The sequence below is a fragment of the Streptomyces sp. NPDC034086 genome, from assembly GCF_055575515.1.
This window is the reverse complement of the sequence record NZ_JBVISM010000002.1, coordinates 502,384-527,491: the sequence shown is the minus strand read 5'-3', so window position 1 is coordinate 527,491 and position 25,108 is coordinate 502,384. Positions and strand designations below refer to the sequence as shown.

The 25,108-nt window shown below is 71.7% G+C and carries 25 protein-coding genes and 1 riboswitch; of the genes, 13 read left to right on the top strand and 12 right to left on the bottom strand.

All coding sequences use genetic code 11. From position 1 onward, the window contains the following. Positions 1–92 precede the first annotated feature (92 nt). The gene (gene snpA / locus ACZ514_RS07850; RefSeq protein WP_468173437.1) at positions 93–755 is read left to right on the top strand and encodes a snapalysin; all 663 of its coding nucleotides are present in this window, start codon (positions 93–95) and stop codon (positions 753–755) included. A 9-nt stretch (positions 756–764) separates the two neighbouring features. Here the strand turns inward: snpA and ACZ514_RS07845 are convergent, their stop codons facing one another. The 5 genes from ACZ514_RS07845 to ACZ514_RS07825 all read right to left on the bottom strand — a co-directional run bounded on the left by ACZ514_RS07845 (position 765) and on the right by ACZ514_RS07825 (position 4,965). Further along, positions 765–968 carry a hypothetical protein gene (locus tag ACZ514_RS07845; RefSeq protein WP_468173439.1) on the bottom strand — a complete coding sequence of 68 codons (204 nt, stop codon included), beginning with the start codon at positions 966–968 and terminating at the stop codon, positions 765–767. 64 nt (positions 969–1,032) lie between these two features. After that, positions 1,033–1,617: a dihydrofolate reductase family protein gene (locus tag ACZ514_RS07840; protein WP_468696178.1), complete on the bottom strand. Its 585-nt coding sequence runs from the start codon at positions 1,615–1,617 to the stop codon at positions 1,033–1,035. Between the two features lie 133 nt (positions 1,618–1,750). After that, complete coding sequence (locus ACZ514_RS07835) at positions 1,751–2,365, bottom strand: GNAT family N-acetyltransferase (RefSeq protein ID WP_468173443.1); 615 nt, start codon at positions 2,363–2,365, stop codon at positions 1,751–1,753. A 147-nt stretch (positions 2,366–2,512) separates the two neighbouring features. Further along, positions 2,513–3,559 carry a family 2 encapsulin nanocompartment cargo protein polyprenyl transferase gene (locus ACZ514_RS07830; protein ID WP_468173445.1) on the bottom strand — a complete coding sequence of 349 codons (1,047 nt, stop codon included), beginning with the start codon at positions 3,557–3,559 and terminating at the stop codon, positions 2,513–2,515. Further along, positions 3,559–4,965 carry a family 2B encapsulin nanocompartment shell protein gene (locus tag ACZ514_RS07825; protein WP_469124339.1) on the bottom strand — a complete coding sequence of 469 codons (1,407 nt, stop codon included), beginning with the start codon at positions 4,963–4,965 and terminating at the stop codon, positions 3,559–3,561. Before ACZ514_RS07825 ends, ACZ514_RS07830 begins: the two co-directional genes overlap by 1 nt. A 344-nt stretch (positions 4,966–5,309) precedes the next feature. Here ACZ514_RS07825 and ACZ514_RS07820 point away from each other — a divergent pair, with 344 nt between their 5' ends. After that, complete coding sequence (locus ACZ514_RS07820; protein ID WP_468173449.1) at positions 5,310–5,900, top strand: N-acetylmuramoyl-L-alanine amidase; 591 nt, start codon at positions 5,310–5,312, stop codon at positions 5,898–5,900. Between the two features lie 19 nt (positions 5,901–5,919). After that, positions 5,920–6,813: a 1-aminocyclopropane-1-carboxylate deaminase/D-cysteine desulfhydrase gene (locus ACZ514_RS07815; RefSeq protein WP_469124338.1), complete on the top strand. Its 894-nt coding sequence runs from the start codon at positions 5,920–5,922 to the stop codon at positions 6,811–6,813. Between the two features lie 182 nt (positions 6,814–6,995). Here the strand turns inward: ACZ514_RS07815 and ACZ514_RS07810 are convergent, their stop codons facing one another. After that, the gene (locus ACZ514_RS07810; protein WP_468173453.1) at positions 6,996–8,579 is read right to left on the bottom strand and encodes a Na+/H+ antiporter; all 1,584 of its coding nucleotides are present in this window, start codon (positions 8,577–8,579) and stop codon (positions 6,996–6,998) included. Between the two features lie 65 nt (positions 8,580–8,644). On the opposite strand from ACZ514_RS07810, the gene ACZ514_RS07805 reads away from it, so the two are divergent. From ACZ514_RS07805 to ACZ514_RS07795, 3 genes are all read left to right on the top strand, one after another. Then, the gene (locus ACZ514_RS07805) at positions 8,645–8,905 is read left to right on the top strand and encodes a UBP-type zinc finger domain-containing protein (protein WP_468173455.1); all 261 of its coding nucleotides are present in this window, start codon (positions 8,645–8,647) and stop codon (positions 8,903–8,905) included. A gap of 256 nt (positions 8,906–9,161) precedes the next feature. Then, entirely contained in the window at positions 9,162–9,575 is a 414-nt protein-coding gene (locus tag ACZ514_RS07800) for an ATP-binding protein (RefSeq protein WP_030012703.1), read from the top strand. Then, the gene (locus ACZ514_RS07795) at positions 9,572–10,615 is read left to right on the top strand and encodes an RNA polymerase sigma factor SigF (protein ID WP_468173457.1); all 1,044 of its coding nucleotides are present in this window, start codon (positions 9,572–9,574) and stop codon (positions 10,613–10,615) included. Before ACZ514_RS07800 ends, ACZ514_RS07795 begins: the two co-directional genes overlap by 4 nt. 43 nt (positions 10,616–10,658) lie before the next feature. Here the strand turns inward: ACZ514_RS07795 and ACZ514_RS07790 are convergent, their stop codons facing one another. Beyond that, complete coding sequence (locus ACZ514_RS07790; RefSeq protein WP_468173459.1) at positions 10,659–11,102, bottom strand: hypothetical protein; 444 nt, start codon at positions 11,100–11,102, stop codon at positions 10,659–10,661. Between the two features lie 84 nt (positions 11,103–11,186). Here ACZ514_RS07790 and ACZ514_RS07785 point away from each other — a divergent pair, with 84 nt between their 5' ends. Further along, complete coding sequence (locus ACZ514_RS07785; protein WP_468173461.1) at positions 11,187–12,152, top strand: diacylglycerol/lipid kinase family protein; 966 nt, start codon at positions 11,187–11,189, stop codon at positions 12,150–12,152. Between the two features lie 320 nt (positions 12,153–12,472). Further along, the gene (locus tag ACZ514_RS07780; RefSeq protein ID WP_004937597.1) at positions 12,473–12,730 is read left to right on the top strand and encodes a WhiB family transcriptional regulator; all 258 of its coding nucleotides are present in this window, start codon (positions 12,473–12,475) and stop codon (positions 12,728–12,730) included. A gap of 159 nt (positions 12,731–12,889) precedes the next feature. Here the strand turns inward: ACZ514_RS07780 and ACZ514_RS07775 are convergent, their stop codons facing one another. Continuing rightward, positions 12,890–14,359, bottom strand: a complete 1,470-nt coding sequence (locus ACZ514_RS07775; protein WP_468173463.1) for a sensor histidine kinase — start codon at positions 14,357–14,359, stop codon at positions 12,890–12,892. Positions 14,360–15,008: 649 nt separating this feature from the next. Here ACZ514_RS07775 and nagB point away from each other — a divergent pair. Then, positions 15,009–15,794, top strand: coding sequence for a glucosamine-6-phosphate deaminase (gene nagB / locus ACZ514_RS07770; RefSeq protein WP_468173465.1), 786 nt, complete (start codon positions 15,009–15,011; stop codon positions 15,792–15,794). Positions 15,795–15,854: 60 nt separating this feature from the next. On the opposite strand, the gene ACZ514_RS07765 is transcribed toward nagB, so the two are convergent. The 4 genes from ACZ514_RS07765 to ACZ514_RS07750 form a co-directional block, all read right to left on the bottom strand. Continuing rightward, positions 15,855–17,339, bottom strand: a complete 1,485-nt coding sequence (locus ACZ514_RS07765) for a glycoside hydrolase family 3 protein (RefSeq protein ID WP_469124337.1) — start codon at positions 17,337–17,339, stop codon at positions 15,855–15,857. 6 nt (positions 17,340–17,345) lie between these two features. Next, complete coding sequence (locus tag ACZ514_RS07760) at positions 17,346–18,164, bottom strand: carbohydrate ABC transporter permease (RefSeq protein ID WP_468173580.1); 819 nt, start codon at positions 18,162–18,164, stop codon at positions 17,346–17,348. A gap of 53 nt (positions 18,165–18,217) precedes the next feature. Next, positions 18,218–19,252: a carbohydrate ABC transporter permease gene (locus ACZ514_RS07755; RefSeq protein ID WP_469124336.1), complete on the bottom strand. Its 1,035-nt coding sequence runs from the start codon at positions 19,250–19,252 to the stop codon at positions 18,218–18,220. A gap of 135 nt (positions 19,253–19,387) precedes the next feature. Then, positions 19,388–20,674, bottom strand: coding sequence for an extracellular solute-binding protein (locus ACZ514_RS07750; RefSeq protein ID WP_468173471.1), 1,287 nt, complete (start codon positions 20,672–20,674; stop codon positions 19,388–19,390). 292 nt (positions 20,675–20,966) lie between these two features. On the opposite strand from ACZ514_RS07750, the gene ACZ514_RS07745 reads away from it, so the two are divergent. From ACZ514_RS07745 to ACZ514_RS07730, 4 genes are all read left to right on the top strand, one after another. Beyond that, on the top strand, positions 20,967–21,731 hold the full coding sequence (locus ACZ514_RS07745) for a GntR family transcriptional regulator (RefSeq protein WP_468173581.1): 765 nt from the start codon (positions 20,967–20,969) through the stop codon (positions 21,729–21,731). Between the two features lie 130 nt (positions 21,732–21,861). Beyond that, a complete protein-coding gene (locus tag ACZ514_RS07740; protein ID WP_469124482.1) occupies positions 21,862–24,129 on the top strand; it encodes a carbon starvation CstA family protein in 2,268 nt (755 codons plus the stop codon). After that, on the top strand, positions 24,126–24,323 hold the full coding sequence (locus ACZ514_RS07735; RefSeq protein ID WP_468173474.1) for a CstA-like transporter-associated (seleno)protein: 198 nt from the start codon (positions 24,126–24,128) through the stop codon (positions 24,321–24,323). Before ACZ514_RS07740 ends, ACZ514_RS07735 begins: the two co-directional genes overlap by 4 nt. Before the next feature lie 131 nt (positions 24,324–24,454). Beyond that, a complete protein-coding gene (locus ACZ514_RS07730) occupies positions 24,455–24,949 on the top strand; it encodes a GNAT family N-acetyltransferase (RefSeq protein WP_468173476.1) in 495 nt (164 codons plus the stop codon). Between the two features lie 64 nt (positions 24,950–25,013). Continuing rightward, a riboswitch (adenosylcobalamin-variant (AdoCbl-variant) riboswitch) is annotated at positions 25,014–25,090 on the top strand. The last annotated feature ends 18 nt before the right edge of the window (positions 25,091–25,108 follow it).

Genomic DNA, 25,108 nt, shown 5'->3' with positions numbered 1-25,108 from the left:
ACATCATCCCCCGGCCCCTTCGGCTCCCGCAGACTCCGGTACCGGACCACCCATCCACCCCCCACCGCACCATCCGAGTAGGAGTCCCCCACATGCGCCACTCCCACAGGACCATGCTGTCGGCCGCCACCGTCGGTCTCGCCGTAGCCGCCGCCCTCGGCGGTGTCGCGCCCTCCGCCGGCGCCGCCACCGCTCCCGTCGGCGGCCCGGCGAGCTACGCCGCGTACGAGCGTTCGCAGGAGAACGAGGCCGCCAACCGGGCCTTCTTCGAGGCCGTGAAGCGGTCGGTCGCCGAGCAGCGGGCCGCGAACCCGGGCGCGCTCGCGGTCACCGTCACCTACAACACGCGCAACGCGCCGAGCTTCCGCACCCAGATAGCCAGCTCGACCCGCATCTGGAACAGCTCGGTCACCAACGTCAAGCTCCAGGAGGTTTCCACCGGCGGGAACTTCGCGTACTACGAGGGCAACGACTCCCGCGGCTCGTACGCGAGCACGGACGGCCACGGCCGGGGGTACATCTTCCTGGACTACCGGCAGAACCAGCAGTACAACTCCACCCGCGTGACGGCCCACGAGACCGGTCACGTGCTGGGCCTGCCGGACCACTACACGGGTCCGTGCAGCGAGCTGATGTCGGGCGGCGGCCCGGGCACCTCGTGCCAGAACGCCACCCCGAACAGCGCCGAGCGGACGCGCGTCAACCAGCTGTGGGCCAACGGGCTGGTCGCCTCGGGGCTGGACTCCAAGGGCTGACGACCGCCGCTAGGCCCCGCCCTCGGGGGCGTACAGAGCGCAGTCCGGGTTCCGGCAGGGACCCGGGCTCCACTCGGGTACGAAGACCCCCAGGGACTTGCGCCGCCGGAGCACCGTCTCCACGGCATGCCCGCAGGCCGGACACGTCCGCTGCTCGTGTCCGGCCCGCGGGGCGACCGTCCCGCGCTCGTTCTGCTGCTGTTCACCGGCCATACCTCCACGGTAGGCCGTTTTCGCGCGTCGTGGCGGGCTCAGCGCGGCGGGGCGGGCGGTGCGGTCAGCGCTTGACGTCGTACGAGGTGATGACCTGGCCGCCGCCGAGGGCGGTGCAGCCGGTGAGCTCCAGCGGGCGCACCCCGAATCCGGCGCGGGACATCGGCATGCCGGTCCCCACGACGACCGGGTAGGTCTTGACGACGTACTCGTCGATCTCGTCCGCGAGCTGGGCCGCCAGGTCGGCTCCGCCGCACAGCCAGATGCCGAGCCCGTCCCGCGCCTTCATCGCGCGCACCTCGGCGACGAGGTCGCCGCTGATGAGCCGCACCTGCGGGTCCGGCGGGGTGGTGAGGCTGCGGGAGACGACGTACTGCTCGCGCATGTGGCCGTACGGGCTGGTCAGCCCCACCTTGAGGCCGGGCTCGTAGGTGTTGCGGCCCATGATCACCGTGTCGAAGCGCTTGGACGCGGCGTCCGCGATGCCGAGCTGCTCGCGGCCCGGACCGGAGATCGTCTCGGGGTACTCGGCCGCGAGGTGGCCGACGAACTCGGGGTCGAGGAAGCCGTAGACGAAGTCGGCATCGCCATCCGGGGCTCCGATGAAGCCGTCGACGGTGGTGGCGATGAAGTACGTGAGCTTGCGCAAGCGAGTCTCTTCCGTTCGGGAGTGCCGCCGCTCCGGGGCACGTCGATGAAAGTACTTCACCTGAAGTGCTTTGCCAACCCCCTTTCGGAAGCGGCACTCCCCCGCACCCGCGGGGAATCCCCCGCCCCGGCGCTCAGCCCCGCGCCACGCCCTGCGGCTTGCGCCACATCGGCCACATCAGCGGCCCGTCCGGCAGGCGTACGGCCTCGCCCGTGAACTCCCACCCGAGCCGCTCGTACAGCCGCATGCTCCGTTCGCTGCTCGCCTCCAGGTACGCCGGAACACCCTCGCGGTCGCAGCGCTCCAGGACCGGCCGGATCAGCCCGGTGCCCAGCCCCTCGCCCTGCCGGCCGGGCGCGACGGCGATCATCAGCAGGTACTCGTGCTCCTCGGCGGTGGGGTGCACCTCCCCGGTGAGCCGGCCGACCAGCTCGCACCGCTCGTTGTCCGGGTCGGCGACCTCCCGCATCCTCGCCGGGACGTCGTCGCCGGCGGCCCCGTCCTCCGGCTCGCCCGCCGGGATCCGCAGCCACAGCGCCGCCGCCGAACCGTCCGCCGTGCAGTCGATCCGGCCCTCGGCGAGGGCCACGTCCACGAAGACCCCGAGGAACTTGCCGTGCACGGCGGCCCGGTGTTCCGGGTCCGGGAAGACCCAGCTGCTCACCGGGTCGCTGCGGAAGGCCTCGTCCAGCAGGCGCGCGACCGCGTCCCGGTCCGACTGATCCGCCTGACGTATCTCCAGCACCACGGGGCACACCCTTCACTCACGTGTCAACTACCGCGAGTGATCCTAGAGTTGTTCCGAGCGCTTCTCGCCACACGCCCCGGAAAGGGCCTGTTCCGGCGCCCCGCAGCGCCGGAACAGGCCGCTCCGCGGCACCGGACGGACCGGCCGCTACTTCGTGCGCCGCGTCACGAACTCCGCGAGCGCCAGCAGCCCGCCCGCCGCCGCGAGGTCGGGGACCGCCCGGGACAGCTCCTGCACCGCGCGGCCCATCCGGTCGGCGGCGTGGGCCTGCGCCCAGTCGCGGCCGCCGGCGCGTTCCACCGCCCGGGCGGCCCGGGCGACGTCCTCCTCCTTCACCGGGCCCGCGTACAGGTGCGCCAGCTCCTCACCGGCCTCCGTGCCCGAGGTCAGCGCGGCCACCACCGGGAGGGACTTCTTGCGGGCCAGCAGATCCGCCCCGGCGGGCTTGCCGGTGTGCCCGGGGTCGCCCCAGATGCCGATCAGGTCGTCGATCAGCTGGAAGGCGAGCCCGGCCTCGCGCCCGAAGGCGTCCATCGCCTCGACCTCCTCCGGCCCGGCCCCCGCGTACAGCGCGCCCAGCGCGCACGCGCAGCCGAGCAGGGCCCCGGTCTTGGCCGTGGCCATGGCCAGGCACTCGTCGAGGGAGACGTACGTCCGCTCCTCGAAGGCGCAGTCCGCCTGCTGCCCCTCGCACAGCTCGACGACACAGGCCGCGAGCCGGACGGAGGCGGCCGCCGAGGCCGGGTGGGGGTCCTCGGCGAGCAGCCGCAGCGCGAGGGCCATCATGGCGTCGCCCGCGAGGATCGCGGCCGGCGTACCGAAGACGGTCCAGGCCGTGGGCCGGCCGCGGCGCCGGACGTCCCGGTCGATGATGTCGTCGTGGAGCAGCGTGAAGTTGTGCGCGAGCTCCACGGCCGCCGCCGCCCGCACGGCGTCCGCGGCGGCGCTCCCCGGTGACCCCAGCGCCCGCGCCGAGGCGAGCACGAGCGCCGGCCGGATGGCCTTGCCCGCGCCGCCGGCGGCCGGAGTGCCGTCCTCGTGCTCCCAGCCGAAGTGGTACGCCGCCACCCGGCGCATCGCGCCGGGCAGGCTCTCGACGGCCCGGCGGAGGGCCGGGTCGACCGTTTCCCTGGTGTCCTCCAGCAGGGCCGCCGCTTCCTGTCCCTCGCCCGTCGCCACGGCGTTCGCGGTCATCAGCGCCAGCGGCCGATCTCGACGTTCTCCAGGACGCCGAGCGCGTCCGGCACCAGGACGGCGGCGGAGAAGTAGGCGGTGACCAGGTAGGACATGATCGCCTGGTCGTCGATCCCCATGAAGCGCACCGACATGCTCGGCTCGATCTCGTCGGGGATGCCGGGCTGATGGAGGCCGATCACGCCCTGCTCGTCCTCGCCGGTGCGCATGCACAGGATGGAGGTCGTCCGGGCGGCGCTGATCGGGATCTTGGTGGACGGGAAGATCGGCACGCCCCGCCAGGCGGTCACCCGGGTCCCGGCGACGTCGACCGACTCCGGGTAGAGGCCGCGCTTGTTGCACTCGCGGCCGAAGGCGGCGATGGCCTCGGGGTGCGCGAGGAACAGCTTGGAGTCGCGCCGCATGCTGAGCAGGGCGTCGAAGTCGTCCGGGGTGGGCGCGCCGTCGTGGGGCTGGATGCGCTGGTCGTAGTCGGCGTTGTGGAGCAGGCCGAAGTCGGGGTTGTTGAGCATCTCGTGCTCCTGGCGCTCGCGCAGCGCCTCGACCGTGAGCCGCAACTGCTGCTCGGTCTGGTTCATCGGGTGGTTGTAGAGGTCGGCCACGCGGGTGTGGACGCGCAGGACCGTTTGCGCAATGGAGAGTTCGTACTCGCGCGGCCGGGCCTCGTAGTCGACGAAGGTCCCGGGGAGGACGGGCTCGCCGACATGGCCGGCGGAGAGGTCGATCGCGGCCTCGCCGTACGGGTTGGTGCGCCGCGCGGGCCGGGTGCGTACGCGTTCCACGTGCGCCCGCAGCGAGTCGGCCCGGTCGGCGAGGAGCCGGAAGTCCTGCCGGGACAGCGTCAGGGCCGTTCCGGCGGTGGCGGCGCGGGCGGTGTACTCCCAGATGGCCGCCTCGTCGGTGAGCGAGCCCTCGCCGAAGTACGCGCCGTCGGCGACGGTCCGCAGGACCGCGTCCTCCCCGTAGGGGCCGGGGCCGACCTGCTCGACGCGGCCGTGGGCGAGCAGGAAGACCTGGTCGGAGGGGCTCCCGAAGGAGGTGAGCTCCTGTCCGGCCTCGAAGTCGATCTGGCGGCAGCGCGCGGCGAGTTCGGCGAGTACCTCCTCGTCCTCGTAGTCGCGCAGCAGGGGCAGCTCGCCGAGCTCCGCCGGGATGACCTGGACGCGGGAGCCCGTCTTGACGAACTCCACGACGCCGTTGCCGACGGAGTGGCTGAGGCGGCGGTTGACGCGGTAGGTGCCACCGTGAACGGAGACCCACGGGAGCGTCTTCAGGAGCCACCGCGAGGTGATCTCCTGCATCTGCGGCGCGGACTTGGTCGTGGACGCCAAGTTCCGGGCGGCCGCGGTCCCGAGACTGCTCTGCGGTGTCCGGGATTCGGCTTCGGAACCTGCCTGGACCGACATGTCTGTCCTTTCGATCACTCCATGGGTGTGCGGGACGGAAGCCTTCCAGTGCGCCGTGCGACCGGACCACTACACAAACGGGTGGGACTACTCCAAACGGGCGAGGGGCATGCTGAAAGGTTCAGCCACTCCCCCCTCGGCCGTCCCGCCCGTACCGCTTCCGGCCATCTCGATGGCGGGGTGGCGGCCGGCTGGCCGGTTCACCACCCCCGCCCGCCCGCCCTCGAACGGATCTCCGCACGACCGGACCAGGCGCTGGCCGAATACCGCCCTAGCCGCGGAAGGGCGGCCTCCACTACACCGTTAAGTAACGGAACGAACACACACGGCGAAAGGAGGCGGTCATGGCCGCACCCATGTCCGCGGACCGCTTCATCCAGGCCCTGCGCGCCGAGGGCCTGACCGTCGTGGAGGTGGGCGCCTGGCGCACCCACAACCGCAACCACAGGGGCCCCTGGGGCCCGGTGCACGGGGTGATGATCCACCACACCGCCACGCGCGGCACCGCGTACACCGTGGAGCTCTGCCGCGACGGCCACTCCGCCCTGCCCGGCCCCCTCTGCCACGGTGTGATCACCAAGGACGGCCGGGTCCACCTCGTCGGCTTCGGCCGCGCCAACCACGCCGGCGCCGGCGACTCCGACGTACTGGCCGCCGTGATCGCCGAGAGGCGGCTGCCGCCGGACCACCACGCCGACACCGACGGCAACCGGTACTTCTACGGCTTCGAGTGCGAGAACCTCGGCGACGGCGAGGACCCCTGGCCGGCCGTCCAGATCGACGCGATCACCCGCGCGGCGGCCGCCGTCTGCCGTGTCCACGGCTGGGGCGCCCGCTCGGTCCTGGGCCACCGCGAATGGCAGCCCGGGAAGATCGACCCCCGCGGCTTCACCATGGACCGGCTGCGCGAACGCGTCGCCGAACGCCTCAAGTGACAGGCCCGACAATGGACCGGTGACCCACCCCGAACTGCGCCCCCGCCCGCCGTCCCCCCTCGTCGAGGCGGCCGACGAACGCTTCGGCGCGCACGGGGTACGGCTCCTCCTCAAACGGGACGACCTCGTCCACCCGCAGCTGCCCGGCAACAAGTGGCGCAAGCTCGCGCCGAACCTCCGGGCAGCGATGGAATCCGGCCACGACCGGCTCGCCACCTTCGGCGGCGCCTACTCCAACCACCTCCGGGCCACGGCGGCGGCCGGCCGGCTCCTCGGCCTGGAGACGGTCGGCATCGTCCGCGGCGACGAACTGGCCGGGCGCCCCCTCAACGACTCCCTCGCCCGCTGCGCGGCGGACGGCATGCGGCTGCACTTCGTCACCCGCTCCGAGTACCGCAGCAAGGCCGACCCGCGGACCCAGGCCCGCCTCCTGGACTCCGCGGGAGCCACGGGCGCCTACGTGGTCCCCGAGGGCGGCAGCAACGCCCTCGCCCTCACGGGCTGCGCGGAACTGGGCCGCGAGCTGCGCGGGGCGTCCGACGTGGTGGCCGTGGCCTGCGGTACGGGCGGCACGCTGGCCGGCCTCGCGGCGGGGCTGGCCCCGGGCCAGCGCGCGCTGGGCGTACCGGTCCTGGCCGGGGGCTTCCTGGGCTCGGAGATACGTTCCCTCCAGACCCTGGCCTTTGGCGGCCCGGCCGGCGACTGGACCCTGGCCGAGGGCTTCGACCACGGCGGCTACGCCCGCGTCCCGCCCGAGCTCGACGCCTTCGCCGCCGACTTCGAGTCCCGGCACGGGGTCCCGGTGGAGCGGATCTACGTGGCGAAGCTGCTGTGGGCCCTGCACACCCTGACGGCGTCCGCCGCCTTCCCCCCGGGCACCACCCTGACCGCGGTCATCACGGGCGCCCCCTAGCCTGCGCGGGGCGAACTCCCCCACCCGCCCTTCGCTCCACAGGACACCCCGAACAGGCGCCGACCATCGACGCCCGCCCCAGGCGACACCCCACCGAACCCCCGCCCGGCAGAGGCCCGGCCGGGGCAGAGGCCCGGCCGGGGCAGAGGCCCGGCCGGGGCAGAGGCCCGGCCGGGGCAACGTCAGCCCGTCTCCTCCCGGTACGCCGCCGCCTCCTCCAGGTCCAGCCGCCGCAGCAGCGCCCTCAGCATCTCGTCGTCGATGCGGCGTCGGTCGCGGAGGGACACGAAGACCTCGCGTTCGGCCTGGATCATCTCCCGCGCCAGCCGCCGGTAGACGTCGTCCGCCGACTCCCCCGTCACCGGGTTGACCTCCCCCAGCCGCTCCCACACCGCGTTGCGCCGCCGTTCCAGGACCGTCCGCAGCCGGTCCGCCAGCGGTGGCGGCAGGGTGCTGTTGGCCGGGTCCCGCAGCAGCTCCGCCAGCCGTTCCTCCGCCGCCCGCGAGGCCTCGCTCTGCGCCTGCGCCTCCGCGAGGGTCTCCGCCTGCGCGTCCCTCGGCGGCAGCCTCAGCACCCGGATCAGCGGCGGCAGCGTCAGTCCCTGCACCACCAGCGTGCCGATGACGGTCGTGAAGGTGAGGAAGAGGAGCAGGTTCCGGTGCGGCACCCCCATCGGCACGGAGAACGCGATCGCCAGCGAGACGACCCCGCGCATGCCGGCCCAGCCCACGATCGCGGGGGACTTCCAGTCGGTGTCCGGCTCCCGGTGCCGGATCCGCTGCGACACCCACCTCGGCACGAAGGTCGCCGGGAACACCCACACGAACCGCGCCACCACCACGGCGAGGAACACCACGAGGGCGTACCGGGCCGCCGCCACCCCCTCGTACTCCCCCAGCCCCTTCAGCACCACCGGCAGCTGGAGCCCGATCAGCGCGAAGACCACCGACTCCAGCACGAAGGCGACGACCTTCCAGACGGCCTCCTCCTGGAGCCTCGTCGCGAAGTCGACCTGCCAGTTCCGGTGCCCCAGGTACAGCGCGACGACCACCACCGCCAGCACCCCGGACGCGTGCACCCGCTCCGCCGCCGCGTACGCCACGAACGGGATGAGGAGGGAGAGGGTGTTCTGCAGCAGCGGCTCCCGCAGCCGCTTCCTCAGCTGGTGGATGGGCACCATCAGCAGCAGGCCCACCGCGACCCCGCCCACGGACGCGCGGAGGAACTCCTCGATCCCGCCCGCCCAGCCGGCGCTCGCCCCGACCGCCGCGGCCAGCGCCACCTTGTAGGCGGTGATGGCGGTGGCGTCGTTCACCAGGGACTCGCCCTGGAGGATCGTCGTCATCCGGTTCGGCAGCCCCAGCCGCCGGGCGATCGCCGTCGCCGCGACGGCGTCGGGCGGCGCGATCACCGCGCCCAGCACCAGCGCCACCGGCAGCGACAGCCCCGGCACGACCAGGTAGGCGACGTAACCGACGGCGAGCGTCGCGAAGAGCACGTACCCCACCGACAGCAGCGCGACCGGCCGTACGTTGGCCCGCAGGTCCAGGTACGAGCTGTCCACGGCCGCCGTGTGCAGCAGCGGCGGGAGCAGCAGCGGCAGCACGATGTGCGGGTCGAGGGCGTACGAGGGCACCCCCGGCACGTACGCGGCGACCAGACCCGCCGCGACCAGCAGCAGTGGCGCCGGCACCGGCGTGCGCCGGGCCGCCCCCGCCACGGCGGCGCTCCCGGCCACCAGTGCCACCAGCGGCAGTACCTCCATCGAAGATCCACCCTCCTCCGTCGTCACCGTCGTCGCGCCCGCACCCCGGCCGTAACCTGGCCATCATGAGCGAGTGCACCCACGTTGCCGAACTGCCGCGCCCCGAGCCGGTCCCGCAGGCGCTGACCTGCCCGGAATGCGAAGTGCTCGGCAGTCATCCCGTACAGCTCCGGATGTGTCTCGGCTGCGGGTACGTGGCGTGCTGCGATTCCTCCCCCCACCGGCACGCCACGGCCCACCACCACGAGAGCGGTCACCCGGTGATGCGGAGCTTCGAGCCGGGCGAGACCTGGCGCTGGTGTTTCGTCGACGGTTCCCTGGTCTGAGGTGCCGCGCCGGACGATCGGGGGGCGACGGTTCGATCGCCGGCAGCGGGGTAGGTCAACCCTCCGCCGGTTCCCCAGAATTGGGCCCGCAGACCTCTAGCCACTGTGCGTGCTCGTAGACTTACCATCGGTCACCGCACGTGGCGGGGTCGGCCCGGTCGCTCCAGAGCGGGCTCATGAGGGGTGCCGCGACACGATCGCCCGGATCGCGGTAGCGTCACCGGCGAACAGAGCTCGTACCACCTTGGAGGTGAGGGTGTCCCAGATCGCAGGCGAGCCCGGGACCCAGGACTTCGTGGAAGTCCGGCTGCCGGCTGCGGGTGCCTACCTGTCGGTGCTGCGAACGGCCACGGCCGGACTCGCGGCACGTTTGGACTTCACCCTCGACGAGATCGAGGACCTCCGCATCGCGGTGGACGAGGCCTGCGCGATCCTGCTCCAGCAGGCCGTGCCGGGCTCCGTCCTCAGCTGCGTCTTCCGGCTGATCGACGATTCGCTGGAAGTGACCGTATCCGCCCCGACCACCGACGGGCGGGCGCCGGAGCGCGACACCTTCGCGTGGACGGTCCTGTCGGCCCTGGCCGGCAAGGTCGAGGCGACGGTCGAGGAGAACCGGACAGTGAGCATCAGCCTCTACAAACAGCGCGGCGCGGGACCAGGCCCGGCGTGAGCGGCGGGGAGATCCCGGTCCGGGGCGGGGATCGGCCCCGGGTGAGGCACGAGGTCGACGGCGGCATCCCGGAGCAGCAGCACGCCCGGCCGCACCCGGCTGACGCCGATGCGGAAGACGGCTTTTTGGACTCGGCGGAGCGACGGGCGGGCCCTATGAGCGAGAACCAGCACGACCAACCACTGCCACCGCGGGCCCCGGCCCCGGAGGCCCGGGCGGCGGACGCCCAGGCCCCCGAGGCCCGGGCGCCGGAGGCGCCGCCCGCACCCCCGGCGGTGCCGGATCCGCGGGACCGCAGCGGCGCGCGGGCGCTGTTCTTCGAGCTGCGGCAGCTGCCCGAGGGATCGCCCGAGCGGGCGGAGCTGCGCAACCGGCTGGTACGGATGCACCTGCCGCTGGTCGAGCACCTGGCGCGGCGCTTCCGCAACCGCGGCGAGCCGCTGGACGACCTGACCCAGGTCGCCACCATCGGCCTGATCAAGTCGGTGGACCGGTTCGACCCGGACCGCGGGGTCGAGTTCTCCACGTACGCCACACCCACCGTGGTGGGCGAGATCAAGCGGCACTTCCGCGACAAGGGCTGGGCGGTCCGCGTCCCCCGGCGCCTTCAGGAGCTGCGGCTCTCGCTGACCACGGCCACGGCCGAGCTGTCCCAGCAGCACGGCCGCTCCCCGACGGTGCACGAGCTGGCCGAGCGGCTGGGGATCTCCGAGGAGGAGGTGCTGGAGGGGCTGGAGTCGGCGAACGCCTACAGCACGCTCTCCCTCGACGTGCCGGACACCGACGACGAGTCGCCGGCGGTCGCGGACACCCTGGGCTCGGAGGACGAGGCGCTGGAGGGCGTCGAGTACCGGGAGTCCCTCAAGCCGCTGCTGGAGGGGCTGCCGCCGCGGGAGAAGCGGATCCTGCTGCTGCGCTTCTTCGGCAACATGACCCAGTCGCAGATCGCGCAGGAGGTCGGCATCTCGCAGATGCACGTCTCCCGGCTGCTGGCCCGCACCCTGGCCCAGCTGCGGGAGAAGCTCCTGGTGGAGGAGTAGCGGGGAGCGGCGGGGCGGGGCGGAAGGGCCCGGGAGAACCGGACTACCGGGACCGCTCCCCGGACCCGATGCCCAGCGCCTCGGTCGCCGTCGGGTTCACCAGCAGCGCGGCGACGGCCACCGCGGCCAGGGCCAGGGCCACGGCGGCGGCGGTCATCGCCCCGCCGGTGGTCCACAGGGTCCAGGCCACCGGCAGCGCCATCAGCTGGGTGATCAGCGCCGGGCCGCGGCTCCAGCGGCGGCCCAGGCGCAGCCCGCGCGCCGCGATCAGCGGGAGCGCGGCGAGCGCGAGCAGGGTGAGCCCGCCGGTTTCGGCCTGCTGCGGGGAGTCGGGGTCGCCGGCGATGCCGACGAACAGCATGTAGACGCCGAGCCCGGCCAGGGCCAGGCCCTCCAGCGCGGTCAGTACGGCGGCGGCGGTCAGCCGGCCCGGCAGCGCTGCGGACTCGGGGGCGGCGGGGGCGGGGGAGGTCGGCTTCTTGCTCACCCCAGCAGGGTAGCCGCGTGCCGCCGGGCCCGGACGGTACGGTCGGTATGGGCCGCATATGGAGGGGTGGGTAGTCTGGCGCTCATGCGCGCTCTCCTCGTGGCCAACCCTGCAGCGACGACCACCAGTGCGCGCACGCGCGACGTCCTGACCCACGCCCTCGCCAGCGAGATGAAGCTGGAGGCGGTGACCACCGAGTACCGGGGGCACGCGCGTGACGTCGGGCGCAGGGCCGCGCGGGAGGGTTTCGACCTGGTGGTGGCGCTCGGCGGTGACGGCACCGTGAACGAGGTCGTCAACGGGCTCCTGCACGACGGCCCCGATCCCGAGCGGCTGCCGGGGCTGGCGGTGGTGCCGGGCGGCTCCACGAACGTGTTCGCCCGCGCGCTCGGACTGCCGAACGACTCGGTCGAGGCGACGGGTGCCCTGCTGGACGCGCTGCGGGAGAGGCGCGAGCGGACCGTGGGCCTGGGACTGGCGTCGGGCGTCCCGGGGAGCGAGGACGAGTCCGTTCCGGAGCGCTGGTTCACCTTCTGCGCGGGCTTCGGCTTCGACGCGGGCGTGGTGGGGCGGGTCGAGCAGCAGCGGGAGCGCGGCAAGCGTTCGACGCACGCGCTGTACGTGCGGCAGCTGATGCGCCAGTTCTGGGAGGAGCCCAACCGGCGGCACGGCACGATCACGCTGGAGCGGCCCGGCGCGGATCCGGTGACGGACCTGGTGCTGTCGATAGTCTGCAACACCTCCCCCTGGACGTACCTGGGGAACCGGCCCCTGTACGCCTCTCCGGAGGCGTCGTTCGATACCGCACTTGACGTACTGGCGCTCGACCGTTTGTCAACTCCGGCCGTCGCCCGGTACGCGACACAGCTCCTGACCTCGACTCCTGAGCGGGGCCCGCACGGCAAGCACGCGGTGTCCCTGCACGATCTGACCGACTTCACCTTGCATTCGAAGGTGCCGCTCCCCTTCCAGATGGACGGGGATCACCTCGGACTGCGCACCAGCGTTCGGTTCACAGGCGTACGCCGTGCACTGCGTGTGATTGTGTGAGTGGAAGGGCCTAAAGTCCTTTCAGTCGAACGTTTACACGCCAGTCCACCCCCAAGAACTAGGGCTGTGACCTAGTAGACACCGACGAATCCAAAAAAACTTTCCGGAAGGGGTTGTATCCCCGTCCGAGGTTTGCGAATCTCTACATGGCGATCGGGACAGCCCGCACAACCCGGCACCCACACAGACCGCCAGAACCCCTCCACGAATCTTCGGACCGCACCAGGCGACTGGGCGTCGGCCCTTCCCTCACGGGGGGATTCGTGAAAGCGTTCACATTCACAAGCAACCTGCCCGCAATACAAGGAGATGGAGCAGCCATGGACTGGCGTCACAACGCCGTTTGCCGCGAGGAAGACCCCGAGCTCTTCTTCCCCATCGGCAACACCGGTCCTGCGCTGCTGCAGATCGAGGAAGCCAAGGCCGTCTGCCGCCGTTGCCCCGTCATGGAGCAGTGCCTGCAGTGGGCGCTCGAGTCCGGTCAGGACTCCGGCGTCTGGGGCGGTCTCAGCGAGGACGAGCGCCGCGCCATGAAGCGCCGCGCCGCTCGCAATCGGGCGCGCAACGCCACCGCCTGACATCGACTTTCGAGCCTCGAGCCGCAGCGCGTAGTACCCGTATAAGCGCTCAGCAACGTGCTCTCGAGCCCCGGACCGGGAACCATCGGTCCGGGGCTCAGTGCTGTGCCGCCACGGCGCGGCCGGACGGCCCGTCACCCTGGGTGACGGGCCGTCGTCCTACTTCTGCGGGCTGACGGGGATGTCGAGGACGACCCGGGTGCCGCGCGGCTCGGCCCGGACCATGTCGAAGGTGCCGCCCAGCTCGCCCTCCACGAGGGTCCGTACGATCTGGAGCCCGAGGTTGCCGGCCCGCTGGGGGTCGAAGCCCTCGGGCAGCCCGGACCCGTCGTCGACCACGGTGATCAGCAGCCGGGAGTCCTCGCGGCCGGTGCCGGACCGGCTCGCCGACACCTCCACGGTGCCGCCCTCCCCGTGGGTGAAGGCGTGCTCCAGGGCGTTCTGCAGGATCTCGGTCAGCACCATCGACAGCGGAGTGGCCACCTCCGCGTCCAGGATCCCGAACCGGCCGAGGCGCCGGCACTGCACCCTGCCGGGCGAGATCTCGGCGACCATCGCGATGACGCGGTCGGCGATCTCGTCGAACTCGACCCGCTCGTCCAGGTTCTGCGACAGGGTCTCGTGCACGATCGCGATCGAACCGACGCGGCGCACCGCCTCGTTGAGCGCCTCGCGGGCCTGGGGCGAATCCATGCGGCGGCCCTGGAGCCGCAAGAGGGCGGCCACGGTCTGGAGGTTGTTCTTCACCCGGTGGTGGATCTCCCGGATGGTGGCGTCCTTGGTGATCAGTTCACGTTCGCGACGGCGCAGTTCGGTCACGTCGCGGCACAGGACGAGCGACCCGATCCGGGTGCCCTTGGGCTTGAGCGGGATGGCGCGCAGCTGGATGACCCCGCCGTTGCCCTCGACCTCGGTCTCGCGGGGGGCCCAGCCGCTGGCGAGCTTGACGAGGGCCTCGTCCACCGGGCCCCGGGAGGGGGCGAGTTCGGCGGTGGTGGTGCCCAGGTCCTGGCCGACCAGGTCGGCGGCGAGGCCGAGGCGGTGGTAGGCGGAGAGGGCGTTCGGGGACGCGTACGTCACCACGCCGTCGGCGTCCAGCCGGATCAGGCCGTCCCCGACGCGCGGGGAGGCGTCCATGTCGACCTGCTGCCCCGGGAAGGGGAAGGCGCCGGCCGCGATCATCTGGGCGAGGTCGGAGGCGGACTGGAGGTAGGTCAGCTCCAGCCGGCTCGGTGTACGCACGGTGAGCAGGTTGGTGTTGCGGGCGATCACGCCCAGGACGCGGCCCTCGCGGCGGACGGGGATCGACTCGACGCGGACGGGCACCTCCTCGCGCCACTCCGGGTCGCCCTCGCGCACGATCCGGCCCTCGTCGAGGGCGGCGTCGAGCAGCGGCCGGCGGCCGCGCGGGACGAGGTGGCCGACCATGTCGTCCTGGTAGGAGGTGGGGCCGGTGTTCGGCCGCATCTGGGCGACGGAGACGTACCGGGTGCCGTCGAGGGTGGGGACCCAGAGCACGAGGTCGGCGAAGGAGAGGTCGGAGAGCAGCTGCCACTCCGAGACCAGCAGGTGCAACCACTCCAGTTCGGCTTCACTGAGAGCGGTGTGCTGGCGTACGAGGTCGTTCATGGAGGGCACCTTGCGAGCGTACCCCGGGTACGGGGATGACTTTCCCCACGGCGAATACTCAGGAGTATCCAGGAGGGGCACAGTCCGCGTACTGTTGGAGGAAGTGACGGGTCCGCAGACCCTCCTTTGGATGGACAGGACAGATTGGTCTAGTCCAGAATGGTTCCAGACTTCCGCCCTCCCCGCACAGGAGGACGGATCGAGGTGGCCGCGCGTTCTGCCCTGACCGCGCAGGCACCTTGCAACGGCCGCCGGGCACCGCACACCCTACGGCCGTGAGTACTCCGGGCTACGGTGCCGGGCGGGCTGAGGGTCCCGCCCCGGCACCGTGGCCCAGAGGAATCCCCCTCGGCGTGACGCCCTTCGTGCGACTCCCCCCGGAAGTGCCCGCTCCGCGCCCGCTTCCCGCTTCCCGCCTCCGGCCCTTCCCGGCCCGCCCCGCCGTCGCGCGACCGCCGGGCCATCCCCCGCATCACCGCCCCCGCGGAACGGGGCTCCCGCGCGCCTCGCCGAAGAGAGCGGGGGCGCCCGCCGGGCATCGGGACCACCATGGAAGAGAGGGGCGGAGGCCCGCCTTCCGCGGGCAGGCTCTGCTAGATTGGTCTATACCACAAGCGACCATCCTCCCTCTCAGATCGGCAGGCCCAGCGTGGAAGTTGTCATCGTCCCGGACGCCAAGGCAGGCGGCGAGCTCATCGCGGAGGCCATGGCCGCCCTGGTCCGCCGCAAGCCCGACGCCCTGCTGGGCGTGGCGACCGGCTCCACCCCGCTGCCCGTCTACGAAGCCCTCACGGCCAAGGTCAGGGCCGGCGAGGTCGACGCCTCCCGGGCCCGGATCTGCCAGCTCGACGAGTACGTGGGCCTGCCGGCCGGACACCCGGAGTCCTACCGCGCGGTCGTGCTCCGCGAGGTCGTCGAGCCCCTCGGCCTGACCGAGGCCTCCTTCATGGGCCCCGACGGCTCCGCCGACGACGTCCAGGCGGCCTGCGAGGCGTACGACCGTGCCCTCGCCGCCGCCGGCGGGGTGGACCTCCAGCTGCTGGGGATCGGCACCGACGGGCACATCGGCTTCAACGAGCCCTGCTCCTCGCTGGCCTCCCGCACCCGCATCAAGACGCTGACCGAGCAGACCCGCGTGGACAACGCGCGCTTCTTCGACGACGACCTGGAGCAGGTGCCGCACCACGTCATCACCCAGGGCATCGGCACCATCCTCGACGCCCGCCACCTCATCCTGCTGGCCACCGGCGAGGGCAAGGCCGAGGCGGTCGCCCAGACCGTCGAGGGCCCGCTGTCCGCGCTGGTCCCCGCCTCCGCGCTCCAGCTGCACCGGCACGCGACCGTCGTCGTGGACGAGGCGGCCGCCTCCAAGCTGAAGCTGGCGGACTACTTCCGCCACACCTACGCCAACAAGCCCTCCTGGCAGGGCCTGTAACCCCGGGCGGAAAACGAAAAGGCCGGGCCCCCCTCCTCGGGGGCCCGGCCTTCTCGCGTCTCAGCCGCGCCCGGCGATGACCTCGGCCGCCGCCCGCCCGCACACGCGGGAGGCTCCGTGCGTGGCGATGTACAGCGCCCCGCGCGGCTCGGCGCGCGGCAGCCCCATCTCCACGACCACGGTGTCCGGCCTGGCCTCGACCAGGGCGTCCAGGACCTCCGTCATCCACGGGTGCCGGTGCGCGTCGCGGACCACCGCGACGACGGTGCGGTCCCCCGCTGCCGCCAGCACGTCGGCGGCGGCGCAGCCCTCCGGGTAGACGCCCGAGCCGGTCCCGGGGACCAGCCCGGCCAGCTCGGCGGCGACCCCCCACGGGGTCTCGTCGCCCACCGCGATGTTCGCGACGGGCGCGAGCGTGGCCACGTACGGGGCGCCGGCCGGAGCCACCCGGCCCGACACGGCCAGTGCGCGGCGGGCCGCGGTCAGGCCGATGCCGGACGCGCCGCTCCCCTCCCGCGGCGCGTCCGGCCGGGACCGGCTGGTCCACTCGGCGAGGGCGCGCACCCGTGCGGCGGCGTCGGCGAGCCGCTCCTCGGGGAGCACGCCCTCGCGTACGGCGGCCACCAGCGCGTCGCGCAGACGCAGCACGGTCGCCTCGTCGGCCAGGCCCCCGCCGACGCAGATGGCGTCGGCGCCGGCCGCGATGGCGAGGACCGAGCCGCGCTCGATGCCGTAGGTCCCGGCGATGGCGTTCATCTCCATGCCGTCGGTGACGATGAGGCCCTCGTAGCCCAGCTCCTCGCGCAGCAGATCGGTGAGGATCCGCGGGCTGAGGGTGGCGGGGCGGGTGGGGTCGAGGGCGGGCACCAGGATGTGGGCGCTCATCACGGCCTTGGTGCCCGCCTCGATGGCCGCCTTGAACGGGATCAGCTCGCGGGCCTGGAGGGTGTCCAGGTCCACGTCGATGCGGGGCAGGGCGTGGTGCGAGTCGACGTTGGTGTCGCCGTGGCCCGGGAAGTGCTTGGTGCAGGCGGCGACGCCGGCGGCCTGGAGGCCCTCGACGTACGCGGCGGTGTGCCGGGCGGCGAGGGCGGTGTCGGCGCCGAAGGAGCGGACGCCGATGACCGGGTTGCCGGGGTTGGAGTTGACGTCCGCGGAGGGGGCCCAGTTGAGGTTGACCCCGCATGCGGCGAGGCGGCGGCCCAGCTCGCGGGCGACCCCGCGGGTCAGCGCGGTGTCGTCGACGGTGCCGAGGGCCAGGTTGCCGGGGAAGGACGAACCCTCCCGGACCTCGAGGCGGGTGACGTCGCCGCCCTCCTCGTCGATGGCGACGAGTACGTCGTCCCGTACCTCCCGCAGCTGCGCGGTGAGCGCGGCGAGCTGCTCGGGCGAGGCGATGTTGCGGCCGAACAGGCCGACCGCGGTGAGGCCCTCGCCGACCTGGCGCAGCAGCCATGCGGGGGCGGTGGTGCCCTCGAAGCCGGGCTGGAGCACGGCGAGCGCGTCGCGGGTGAGGGTGTCCGGGCGGTGCGCAAGGACAGTCATGGGCCGTTATCCCTTCACGGCGCCGGAGGTCATGCCTCCGACGGCCTTGCGCTGGAGGAAGATGAAGATCACCAGGACCGGGATCGCGAAGATCGACGACGCGGCCATGGTGGCGCCCCAGTCGTTGCCGAAGGCGGTCTTGAACTGGGTCAGCCACAGCGGCAGGGTCTGGGCGGACTTGTCCTTGTTCAGGATCAGGACCATCGCGAACTCGTTCCAGGCGGTGATGAAGCCGAAGAGCGAGGTGGACATCAGGCCGGGGGCCAGCAGCGGGAAGATCACCTTGCGGAAGGCCTGGCCCCGGGTGCAGCCGTCGATCTGGGCGGCCTCCTCCAGCGTCACCGGGACGGCGGCGATGAAGCCGCGCAGGGTCCAGATGGTGAAGGGGAGGACCATCACGAAGTAGATGGCGGTGAGCAGGCCGATGCTGTTCAGCATCTCGGCATCGCGGGCGATCATGTACATCGCGATGACCATGACCTCCCAGGGGGCCATCTGCGCCATCATCACGCCGAGGACGAGGCCCTTGCGCCCCTTGAACTTCATGCGGGCGATGGCGAAGCTCGCGGCGAGGGCGACCAGCAGGGCCAGCAGGACGGCGCCCACGGTGACCACGAGGCTGTTGGTGACGTACGTCCAGAAGCCGTCGACGCCGGTGGCCTTGCCGAAGTTGTCGAGCGTCGGGGTGAAGACGAAGACCGGGTCCTTGGTGAGGATCTCCCCGTTCGGCTTGAGGGCCGAGGAGAACATCCAGTAGACCGGGAAGACGAAGACCAGCGCCAGGAGCAGCGCGCCGAGGTTCTTGGCGACGGTCGCGGGGCGCAGCGGCCGGCGGGTGCGGAGCCGCTGCGCGGGCTCGTTCGGGGCGGCGGTGGTGCTCACTGCTCCTCCTCCTGCTTCAGGATCAGGCGGAAGTAGAAGGACATGACGACCAGCAGGATCAGGATCGTCAGGACGGAGATCGCGGCGGCGAGACCGTAGTGGGCCTGGCTCTGGCCCTCGACGTAGGCGAAGACCGGGAGGATCTCGGAGGCGCGGTCGGGGCCGCCCTTGTTCATGGCGTAGACCTGGGTGAAGGCCTTGAAGACCCAGATCACCTCGAGGAAGGTGGTGACCAGGAAGAAGGGCTTCAGGTTGGGGAAGACGACCTTCCAGAAGGTCTGCCAGCCGTTGGCGCCGTCCATGCGGGCGGCCTCGTACAGTTCGGCGCCGACCGTGGTGAGGCCGGCGTACATGTTGAGGGCGACGAAGGGGATGGAGCCCCAGACCACCAGCAGCGTGACGATCGTCAGGGTGGACAGGCCGGTCTCGAACCAGTTGTGCTGCTCGTAGCCGGAGAAGCCGATCGTGCGCATCACCCAGTTCATGACGCCGAACTGCTCGTCGAACAGCCAGTAGAAGACCTGGACGGAGGCGACGATGGGCATGGCCCAGGCCATCACCAGCGCCATCGAAAGGACCAGGCGCATCCACTTGCCGAGCCGGTTGAGCAGGATGCCGATGAGGCTGCCGATCACCATGATCAGCGCGACGTTGGCGAAGGTGAAGACGAAGCTGCGGACGACGACGGTCCAGAAGTTCGTGTCGCCGAGCAGCTGGGTGTAGTTCTCGAGTCCCGCGAAGGGGTACTTCCGCTGGATGAACTCGATCTTGTTGATGTCCTGGAAGGACAGGATCACGTTCTTGATCAGCGGGTACAGCAGCAGGAGCGCCAGGGACGCCACGGCGGGCAGCACCAGCAGGTAGGGCACCCACCCCGAGGGGAGGGACCTTCTGCCCCCGCGAGGAGACGTGTCACCGGGGCCGGGGCCGGGGCCGGTCGTGGCGGTGGGCGCCTTCGGGGGCCGTCCGGCGGACGTGTGTGGTGCGTCCTGTGGAGCGTTGGTCGCCGCTCCCTGGGAGTGCACGGTCATGGGCTTGGCTTCCTCGCGGTTGACTGTGGAGTCAAATGCGCGACCGGGGGCGCGGCGGGGGGGGTGGCCGCCCGCCGCGCCCCCCGGTGCGTTCACACTGCTGGGCTGTGCGGATACTGCCGGGTGGGGCCGTCGTTACTTGTTGATGCGGTTCGCGATTTCCTTGTCCGCGTCCGCGCCCGCCTTGGCGGCGTCCTCACCCTTCAGGACCTTGGTCATGAACTCCTTGATCGGGTTCGGCTCGGTCTCGACGTTGGCCCAGCCCGCGGTCACCGGGGTGATCTTGCCGTTGAGGCCGGCCTTGGCCATGGCCTCGGCGAAGGAGCCGGCGGCCGGGGTGAAGTTGGCGCCGACCTGGTTCGGCAGCAGCGCGCCCTTGACCTCGGCGGCGTACTTGGTCATCTGGTCCTTGCCGGTGGCGAGGGCCAGCCACTCCTTGGCGAGCTCCTTGTTCTTGGAGCGCTCGGCCACGGCGAGGTTCGAGCCGCCGAGGAAGACGGTGCCGGACTTGTCGGCCGTCTTGCCCGGGATGGGGAAGTAGCCGAAGTCGGCTTCCTTGCCCGCGTCCTTCAGTGCCTTCTCGGCACCGCCGGCCTCCCAGCCGAGGCCGATCCAGGAGGAGACGCCGCCCTTGGGGACGATGTCGGTGGACTGCTGCGGGGTGGCCTCGTCCTTGTCCTTGGGGGCGGTGGAGAAGGACTGGAGCTTCTTGTAGAACTCCATCGCGGAGGCGGCCTGCGGGGTGCCCAGCTGGCCCTTCCACTTGGCGCCGTCCTTGACGGCGAGGTCGCCGCCCTCGTCCCAGACGAAGCCGGCGAGGATGTACCAGCTCTGGCCCGGGAGGTAGATCGGCTGCGCGGAGGGGTCGGCCGCCTTCAGCTTCTCCAGGCCGGCGATCCACTCGTCGCGGGTCTTGGGCGGGGTGACGCCGGCCTTCTCGTAGGCCTTCTTGTCGTAGACGACGACGCGGCTGGCGGCGTACCAGGGGGCGGAGTAGAGCTTGCCGTCGACCTCGGCGGAGGCGAGCATGCTCTTCTGCCAGGCGTCGGCGCCGAGCTTGGCCTTGTCCTTCGTCAGGTCGGCGAGGCCGCCGGTGACCGCGTAGCCGGCGGTCTGGGTGTTGCCGAGCTCAAGGACGTCCGGAGGGGTGTTCTCGGAGAGGGCCGTGGTGACCTTCTCCTGGATGCCCGTCCACTTCTGCTCCTCGACCTTGACCGTGACACCGGGGTGCTTGGCCGAGAACTCCTTGTTGACCTGCTCGATCCACGCCTTGGGCGCGGAGCCGTCCATCACCCAGACGGTGATCTCCTTGGCGCCACCCGACGCGTCGGCGTTCGGCTTGTCGTCGCCGCCATTGCCGCACGCCGCGACTCCGACCATCATGCCCACGACACCGACCGCCGCAATGAGCTTGCGCTTCACGCCACCCTCCTCAGGGATGCTGCTGCACCTTCCCTCGCCCGCCGCGGTGACGTACGTACCAAGTACTGCCGTGGGGCCGGGATCTGATCCACATTGGTTTAGACCAGTACCGGGAGCTTGGCCTAGACCTTTAGGGGTGTCAAGGGTCTAATGAGCGGGTGCTCGGTCCGTTATCGGACCGACACCTCGGGGCGGGGAGGAGGCCTGCCCTCCCACCCGTGTCACCATGTGACCGCACATATCGGAGGAGCCGGTGACGGCAGCGAAACTGGAGTCGGGAAGGCGGGCGGCGATGGCCACCGAAGGGGCGACCACGGAGCCGGAAGGCGGGCCGGCCACTCGAACGGCGCGTGTGCCCAAGTACTACCGACTCAAGCGGCACTTGCTCGACATGACCGAGACGCTCCCTCCCGGCACCCCGGTGCCGCCGGAGCGCACCCTCGCGGCCGAGTTCGACACCTCCCGCACCACCGTCCGGCAGGCCCTCCAGGAGCTCGTCGTCGAGGGACGGCTGGAGCGCATCCAGGGCAAGGGCACCTTCGTCGCCAAGCCCAAGGTCTCACAGCCCCTCCAACTCTCCTCCTACACGGAGGACATGCGGGCCCAGGGTCTGGAACCCACCTCGCAGCTCCTGGACATCGGCTACGTCACCGCCGACGACACCCTCGCGGGCCTGCTGAAGATCACCACCGGCGGACGCGTGCTGCGCATCGAGCGGCTGCGCCTGGCGAGCGGCGAGCCGATGGCCATCGAGACCACGCACCTGTCGGCCAAGCGCTTCCCGGCGCTGCGCCGTTCCCTCGTCAAGTACACCTCGCTGTACACCGCCCTGGCGGAGGTGTACGACGTCCGTCTCGCCGAGGCCGAGGAGACCATCGAGACCTCCCTGGCGACCCCGCGCGAGGCGGGACTGCTCGGCACGGACGTCGGCCTGCCGATGCTGATGCTCTCGCGGCACTCCCTCGACGCCGACGGGGAACCGGTCGAATGGGTGCGATCGGTATATCGCGGCGACCGTTACAAGTTCGTTGCCCGTCTCCAGCGACCTGCCACGTGATCACTGGTTGACTGCCCTTCCACCTGGGGTGGACGCTCGTACCGCTATGCGGACGGGGGCTTACATCCACGGGTGGGACCCCCGTAGATTCCCTGCGCTCACGCAGATGATCAACGAGGGGACGAGGATCATGCCGGAACCGGAAGCAACAGGTACGGACGGGGCTCCGACAGCGGGAGGGGCGGCGGGTCCAGGCCCCGGCGGCACGGACTCGTCCTCGCCCTCGCCCTCGTCCTCGGGGAGGCCCTCTCCGCGGTCCGTGGCGATCTGGGTGGGCGTGGCCCTCGTCGGCGCCCTCGGGTGGGGCGTACTGGCCCTCTCCCGGGGTGAGGAGATCTCGGCCGCCTGGCTGCTCGCCGCCGCGCTGGGCTCGTACGCCATCGCCTACCGCTTCTACGCGCGGTTCATCGCCGACCGCGTACTGAAGGTCGACAAGACCCGGGCCACCCCCGCCGAGCGCCTCGACAACGGTGTCGACTTCCACCCCACCGACCGGCGCGTGCTCTTCGGCCACCACTTCGCCGCCGTGGCCGGCGCCGGCCCCCTGGTCGGCCCGGTCCTCGCCGCGCAGATGGGCTACCTGCCGGGCACCATCTGGATCGTGGCGGGCGTCATCTTCGCCGGCGCCGTCCAGGACATGGTGACCCTGTTCTTCTCCACCCGGCGCGACGGCCGTTCGCTCGGCCAGATGGCCCGGGACGAGATCGGCCCCGTCGGCGGGGCCGCCGCCCTGATAGCCGTGTTCGTCATCATGGTCATCCTGCTGGCGGTGCTGGCGCTGGTCATCGTCAACGCGCTGGCGCACTCCCCCTGGGGCGTCTTCTCCATCGGCATGACCATCCCGATCGCCCTCTTCATGGGCCTCTACCTGCGCGTCCTGCGCCCGGGCCGGGTCACCGAGGTCTCCTTCATCGGCGTCGCGCTGCTGCTGCTCGCGATCGTCGCCGGCGGCTGGGTCGCCGAGTCCTCCTGGGCGGACACCTTCACCCTGGAGAAGGAGACGCTGGTCATCTGGATGGTCGTGTACGGCTTCGTCGCCTCGGTGCTGCCGGTGTGGCTGCTGCTCGCGCCCCGCGACTACCTGTCCACCTTCATGAAGGTCGGCACCATCGCCCTGATGGCGGTCGGCGTGGTCCTCGCGATGCCGACGCTGAAGATGCCCTCGGTCACCGACTTCGCCTCGCGCGGTGACGGCCCGGTCTTCGCCGGTGCGATGTTCCCCTTCGTCTTCATCACCATCGCCTGCGGGGCCCTGTCCGGCTTCCACTCGCTGGTCGCCTCGGGCACCACCCCGAAGATGATCCAGAAGGAGACCCAGGTCCGGATCATCGGCTACGGCGCCATGCTCACCGAGTCCTTCGTCGCCGTCATGGCGGTGATCGCGGCGTGCATCATCGAGCCCGGCCTGTTCTTCGCGGTCAACTCCCCCGGCGGCGTCGTCGGCACCACCGTCCAGAGCGCCTCGGAGGCGGTGACCGGCCTCGGCTTCGCCATCAGCCCGGACGCCCTCGCGCAGGCCGCCAAGGACGTGGAGGAGGCCAGCCTGCTGTCCCGTACGGGCGGTGCGCCGACCTTCGCGCTCGGCATGTCGGAGATCTTCTCGGCGGTGGTCGGCGGCACCGCGATGAAGGCCTTCTGGTACCACTTCGCCATCATGTTCGAGGCCCTGTTCATCCTGACCACCGTCGACGCGGGCACCCGCGTCGGCCGGTTCATGCTCCAGGACACCCTCGGCAACGTCCACAAGTCCTTCAGGAACGTCAGCTGGAAGCCGGGCGTGTGGCTCGCGAGCGCCGTCGTGGTCGGCGGCTGGGGCTACTTCCTGTGGGTCGGCGTGAAGGACCCGCTGGGCGGCATCAACCAGCTCTTCCCGCTGTTCGGCATCGCGAACCAGCTGCTCGCGGCGGTCGCGCTGGCCGTCTGCACCACGCTGCTGGTCAAGTCCGGGCGGCTCAAGTGGGCCTGGGTCACGGCCGTTCCGCTGGCCTGGGACGTGGCCGTCACCCTCACGGCGAGCTACCAGAAGGTCTTCTCCGACGACGTGAAGGTCGGCTTCTTCGCGCAGCGCGACAAGTACCAGGCCGGCATCGACGCCGGGAAGGTGCTCCCGCCCGCGAAGAACATGGACGACATGCACACCGTGGTCACCAACGCGACGGTCGACGGGGTCCTGTCGGCCCTGTTCGCGGTCCTGATCATCATCGTGCTGGCGGACGCGGCCCGGACCTGCATCAAGGCCATCGCCCACCCCGAGTCCGTCCGCCTCTCCGAGGTGCCCTGGAGCGAGTCGAAGATCATCGCCCCGGCCGGACTCATCGCCACGGCCGAGGAGAAGGCCGAACTCGCGGCCGCCGGCCTCGACGGGCGCGGCAGCCCGGCCAGGGAGCCGGTCGCGTGAACCGGGTGCGCGGGGCGCTGGCGAAGGCCCGGTTCTTCGTACGGGAGTTCTCCGGCGAGGCCGCGTACGACCGGTACGTGGCGCACGCCCGCTCGCACGACCCGGATGCCGAGGTCCTGACCCGGCGCGCCTTCGAGCGGGCCCGTACCGACGCCCGCGAGGCGGACCCCCGGGAGGGCTTCCGCTGCTGCTGAGGGCACCGGGGCAGCCCGGGGAGGGCCCCGCCGTCCCGCACCGGGGGCGGCGGGGCCCTCCGGCTCGTCCGGCCCGCCTCCCGCGACGACCGGCTCCCGGCGACCGGCCCGGGTGACGCACACTCGGGGGCATGGACTTCGAGATCAGAACCGCCGGGGCGCACGAGTACGAGCGGCTGGGCGAGATCACCGGCGCGGCCTACAGCGGTGACGGGCTGCTCGACCAGAACGAGGACGACACCTACCTGAACGCGCTGCGCGACGTGGCCGGGCGGGCCGGCGAAGGCGAGGTGCTGGTCGCCGTACGGGACGGCCGGCTGCTCGGCGGCGTGACGTTCGCCGCCCCCGGGAGCCGGCTCGCGGACGTCGCCGGCCCGCGGGAGGCGGAGTTCCGGATGCTCGCGGTGGCTCCCGAGGCGCGCCGGCAGGGGGTCGGGGAGGCCCTGGTACGGGCCTGCGCCGATCGGGCCCGCGCCCTGGGCCTCACGGCGCTGGTGCTGTCCACCCAGCCGGCCATGCCGGGCGCCCGGCGGATCTACGAGCGGCTGGGCTTCGTCCGCACTCCGGAGCTCGACTGGTCGCCGTTCCCGGCCCTGACGCTGCTGACCTACCGTCTGGAGCTGTAGCCGCACCGACACAACATGTGGGGGGTCGCGCATCGGTGGCCCCCCACATGTATGCTCATCCTCGCTGTCGCCGCAGGGGAATCCGGTGTGAATCCGGAACTGTCCCGCAACGGTATGACAAGTCCGAGGACCTGCCGACAGTGCGCCCGGGTCGACCGA

What these genes read in the sequence shown, in the direction of transcription:
- ACZ514_RS07775 (WP_468173463.1), bottom strand. Translation starts at nt 14,359, where the DNA reads ATGAACGACCTCGTACGCCAGCACACCGCTCTCAGTGAAGCCGAACTG.
- ACZ514_RS07805 (WP_468173455.1), top strand. Translation starts at nt 8,645, where the DNA reads ATGAGCGAGTGCACCCACGTTGCCGAACTGCCGCGCCCCGAGCCGGTC.
- ACZ514_RS07745 (WP_468173581.1), top strand. Translation starts at nt 20,967, where the DNA reads ATGGCCACCGAAGGGGCGACCACGGAGCCGGAAGGCGGGCCGGCCACT.
- ACZ514_RS07780 (WP_004937597.1), top strand. Translation starts at nt 12,473, where the DNA reads ATGGACTGGCGTCACAACGCCGTTTGCCGCGAGGAAGACCCCGAGCTC.
- ACZ514_RS07755 (WP_469124336.1), bottom strand. Translation starts at nt 19,252, where the DNA reads ATGACCGTGCACTCCCAGGGAGCGGCGACCAACGCTCCACAGGACGCA.
- ACZ514_RS07810 (WP_468173453.1), bottom strand. Translation starts at nt 8,579, where the DNA reads ATGGAGGTACTGCCGCTGGTGGCACTGGTGGCCGGGAGCGCCGCCGTG.
- ACZ514_RS07820 (WP_468173449.1), top strand. Translation starts at nt 5,310, where the DNA reads ATGGCCGCACCCATGTCCGCGGACCGCTTCATCCAGGCCCTGCGCGCC.
- snpA (WP_468173437.1), top strand. Translation starts at nt 93, where the DNA reads ATGCGCCACTCCCACAGGACCATGCTGTCGGCCGCCACCGTCGGTCTC.
- ACZ514_RS07730 (WP_468173476.1), top strand. Translation starts at nt 24,455, where the DNA reads ATGGACTTCGAGATCAGAACCGCCGGGGCGCACGAGTACGAGCGGCTG.
- ACZ514_RS07845 (WP_468173439.1), bottom strand. Translation starts at nt 968, where the DNA reads ATGGCCGGTGAACAGCAGCAGAACGAGCGCGGGACGGTCGCCCCGCGG.
- ACZ514_RS07825 (WP_469124339.1), bottom strand. Translation starts at nt 4,965, where the DNA reads ATGTCGGTCCAGGCAGGTTCCGAAGCCGAATCCCGGACACCGCAGAGC.
- ACZ514_RS07830 (WP_468173445.1), bottom strand. Translation starts at nt 3,559, where the DNA reads ATGACCGCGAACGCCGTGGCGACGGGCGAGGGACAGGAAGCGGCGGCC.
- ACZ514_RS07740 (WP_469124482.1), top strand. Translation starts at nt 21,862, where the DNA reads ATGCCGGAACCGGAAGCAACAGGTACGGACGGGGCTCCGACAGCGGGA.
- ACZ514_RS07785 (WP_468173461.1), top strand. Translation starts at nt 11,187, where the DNA reads ATGCGCGCTCTCCTCGTGGCCAACCCTGCAGCGACGACCACCAGTGCG.
- ACZ514_RS07765 (WP_469124337.1), bottom strand. Translation starts at nt 17,339, where the DNA reads ATGACTGTCCTTGCGCACCGCCCGGACACCCTCACCCGCGACGCGCTC.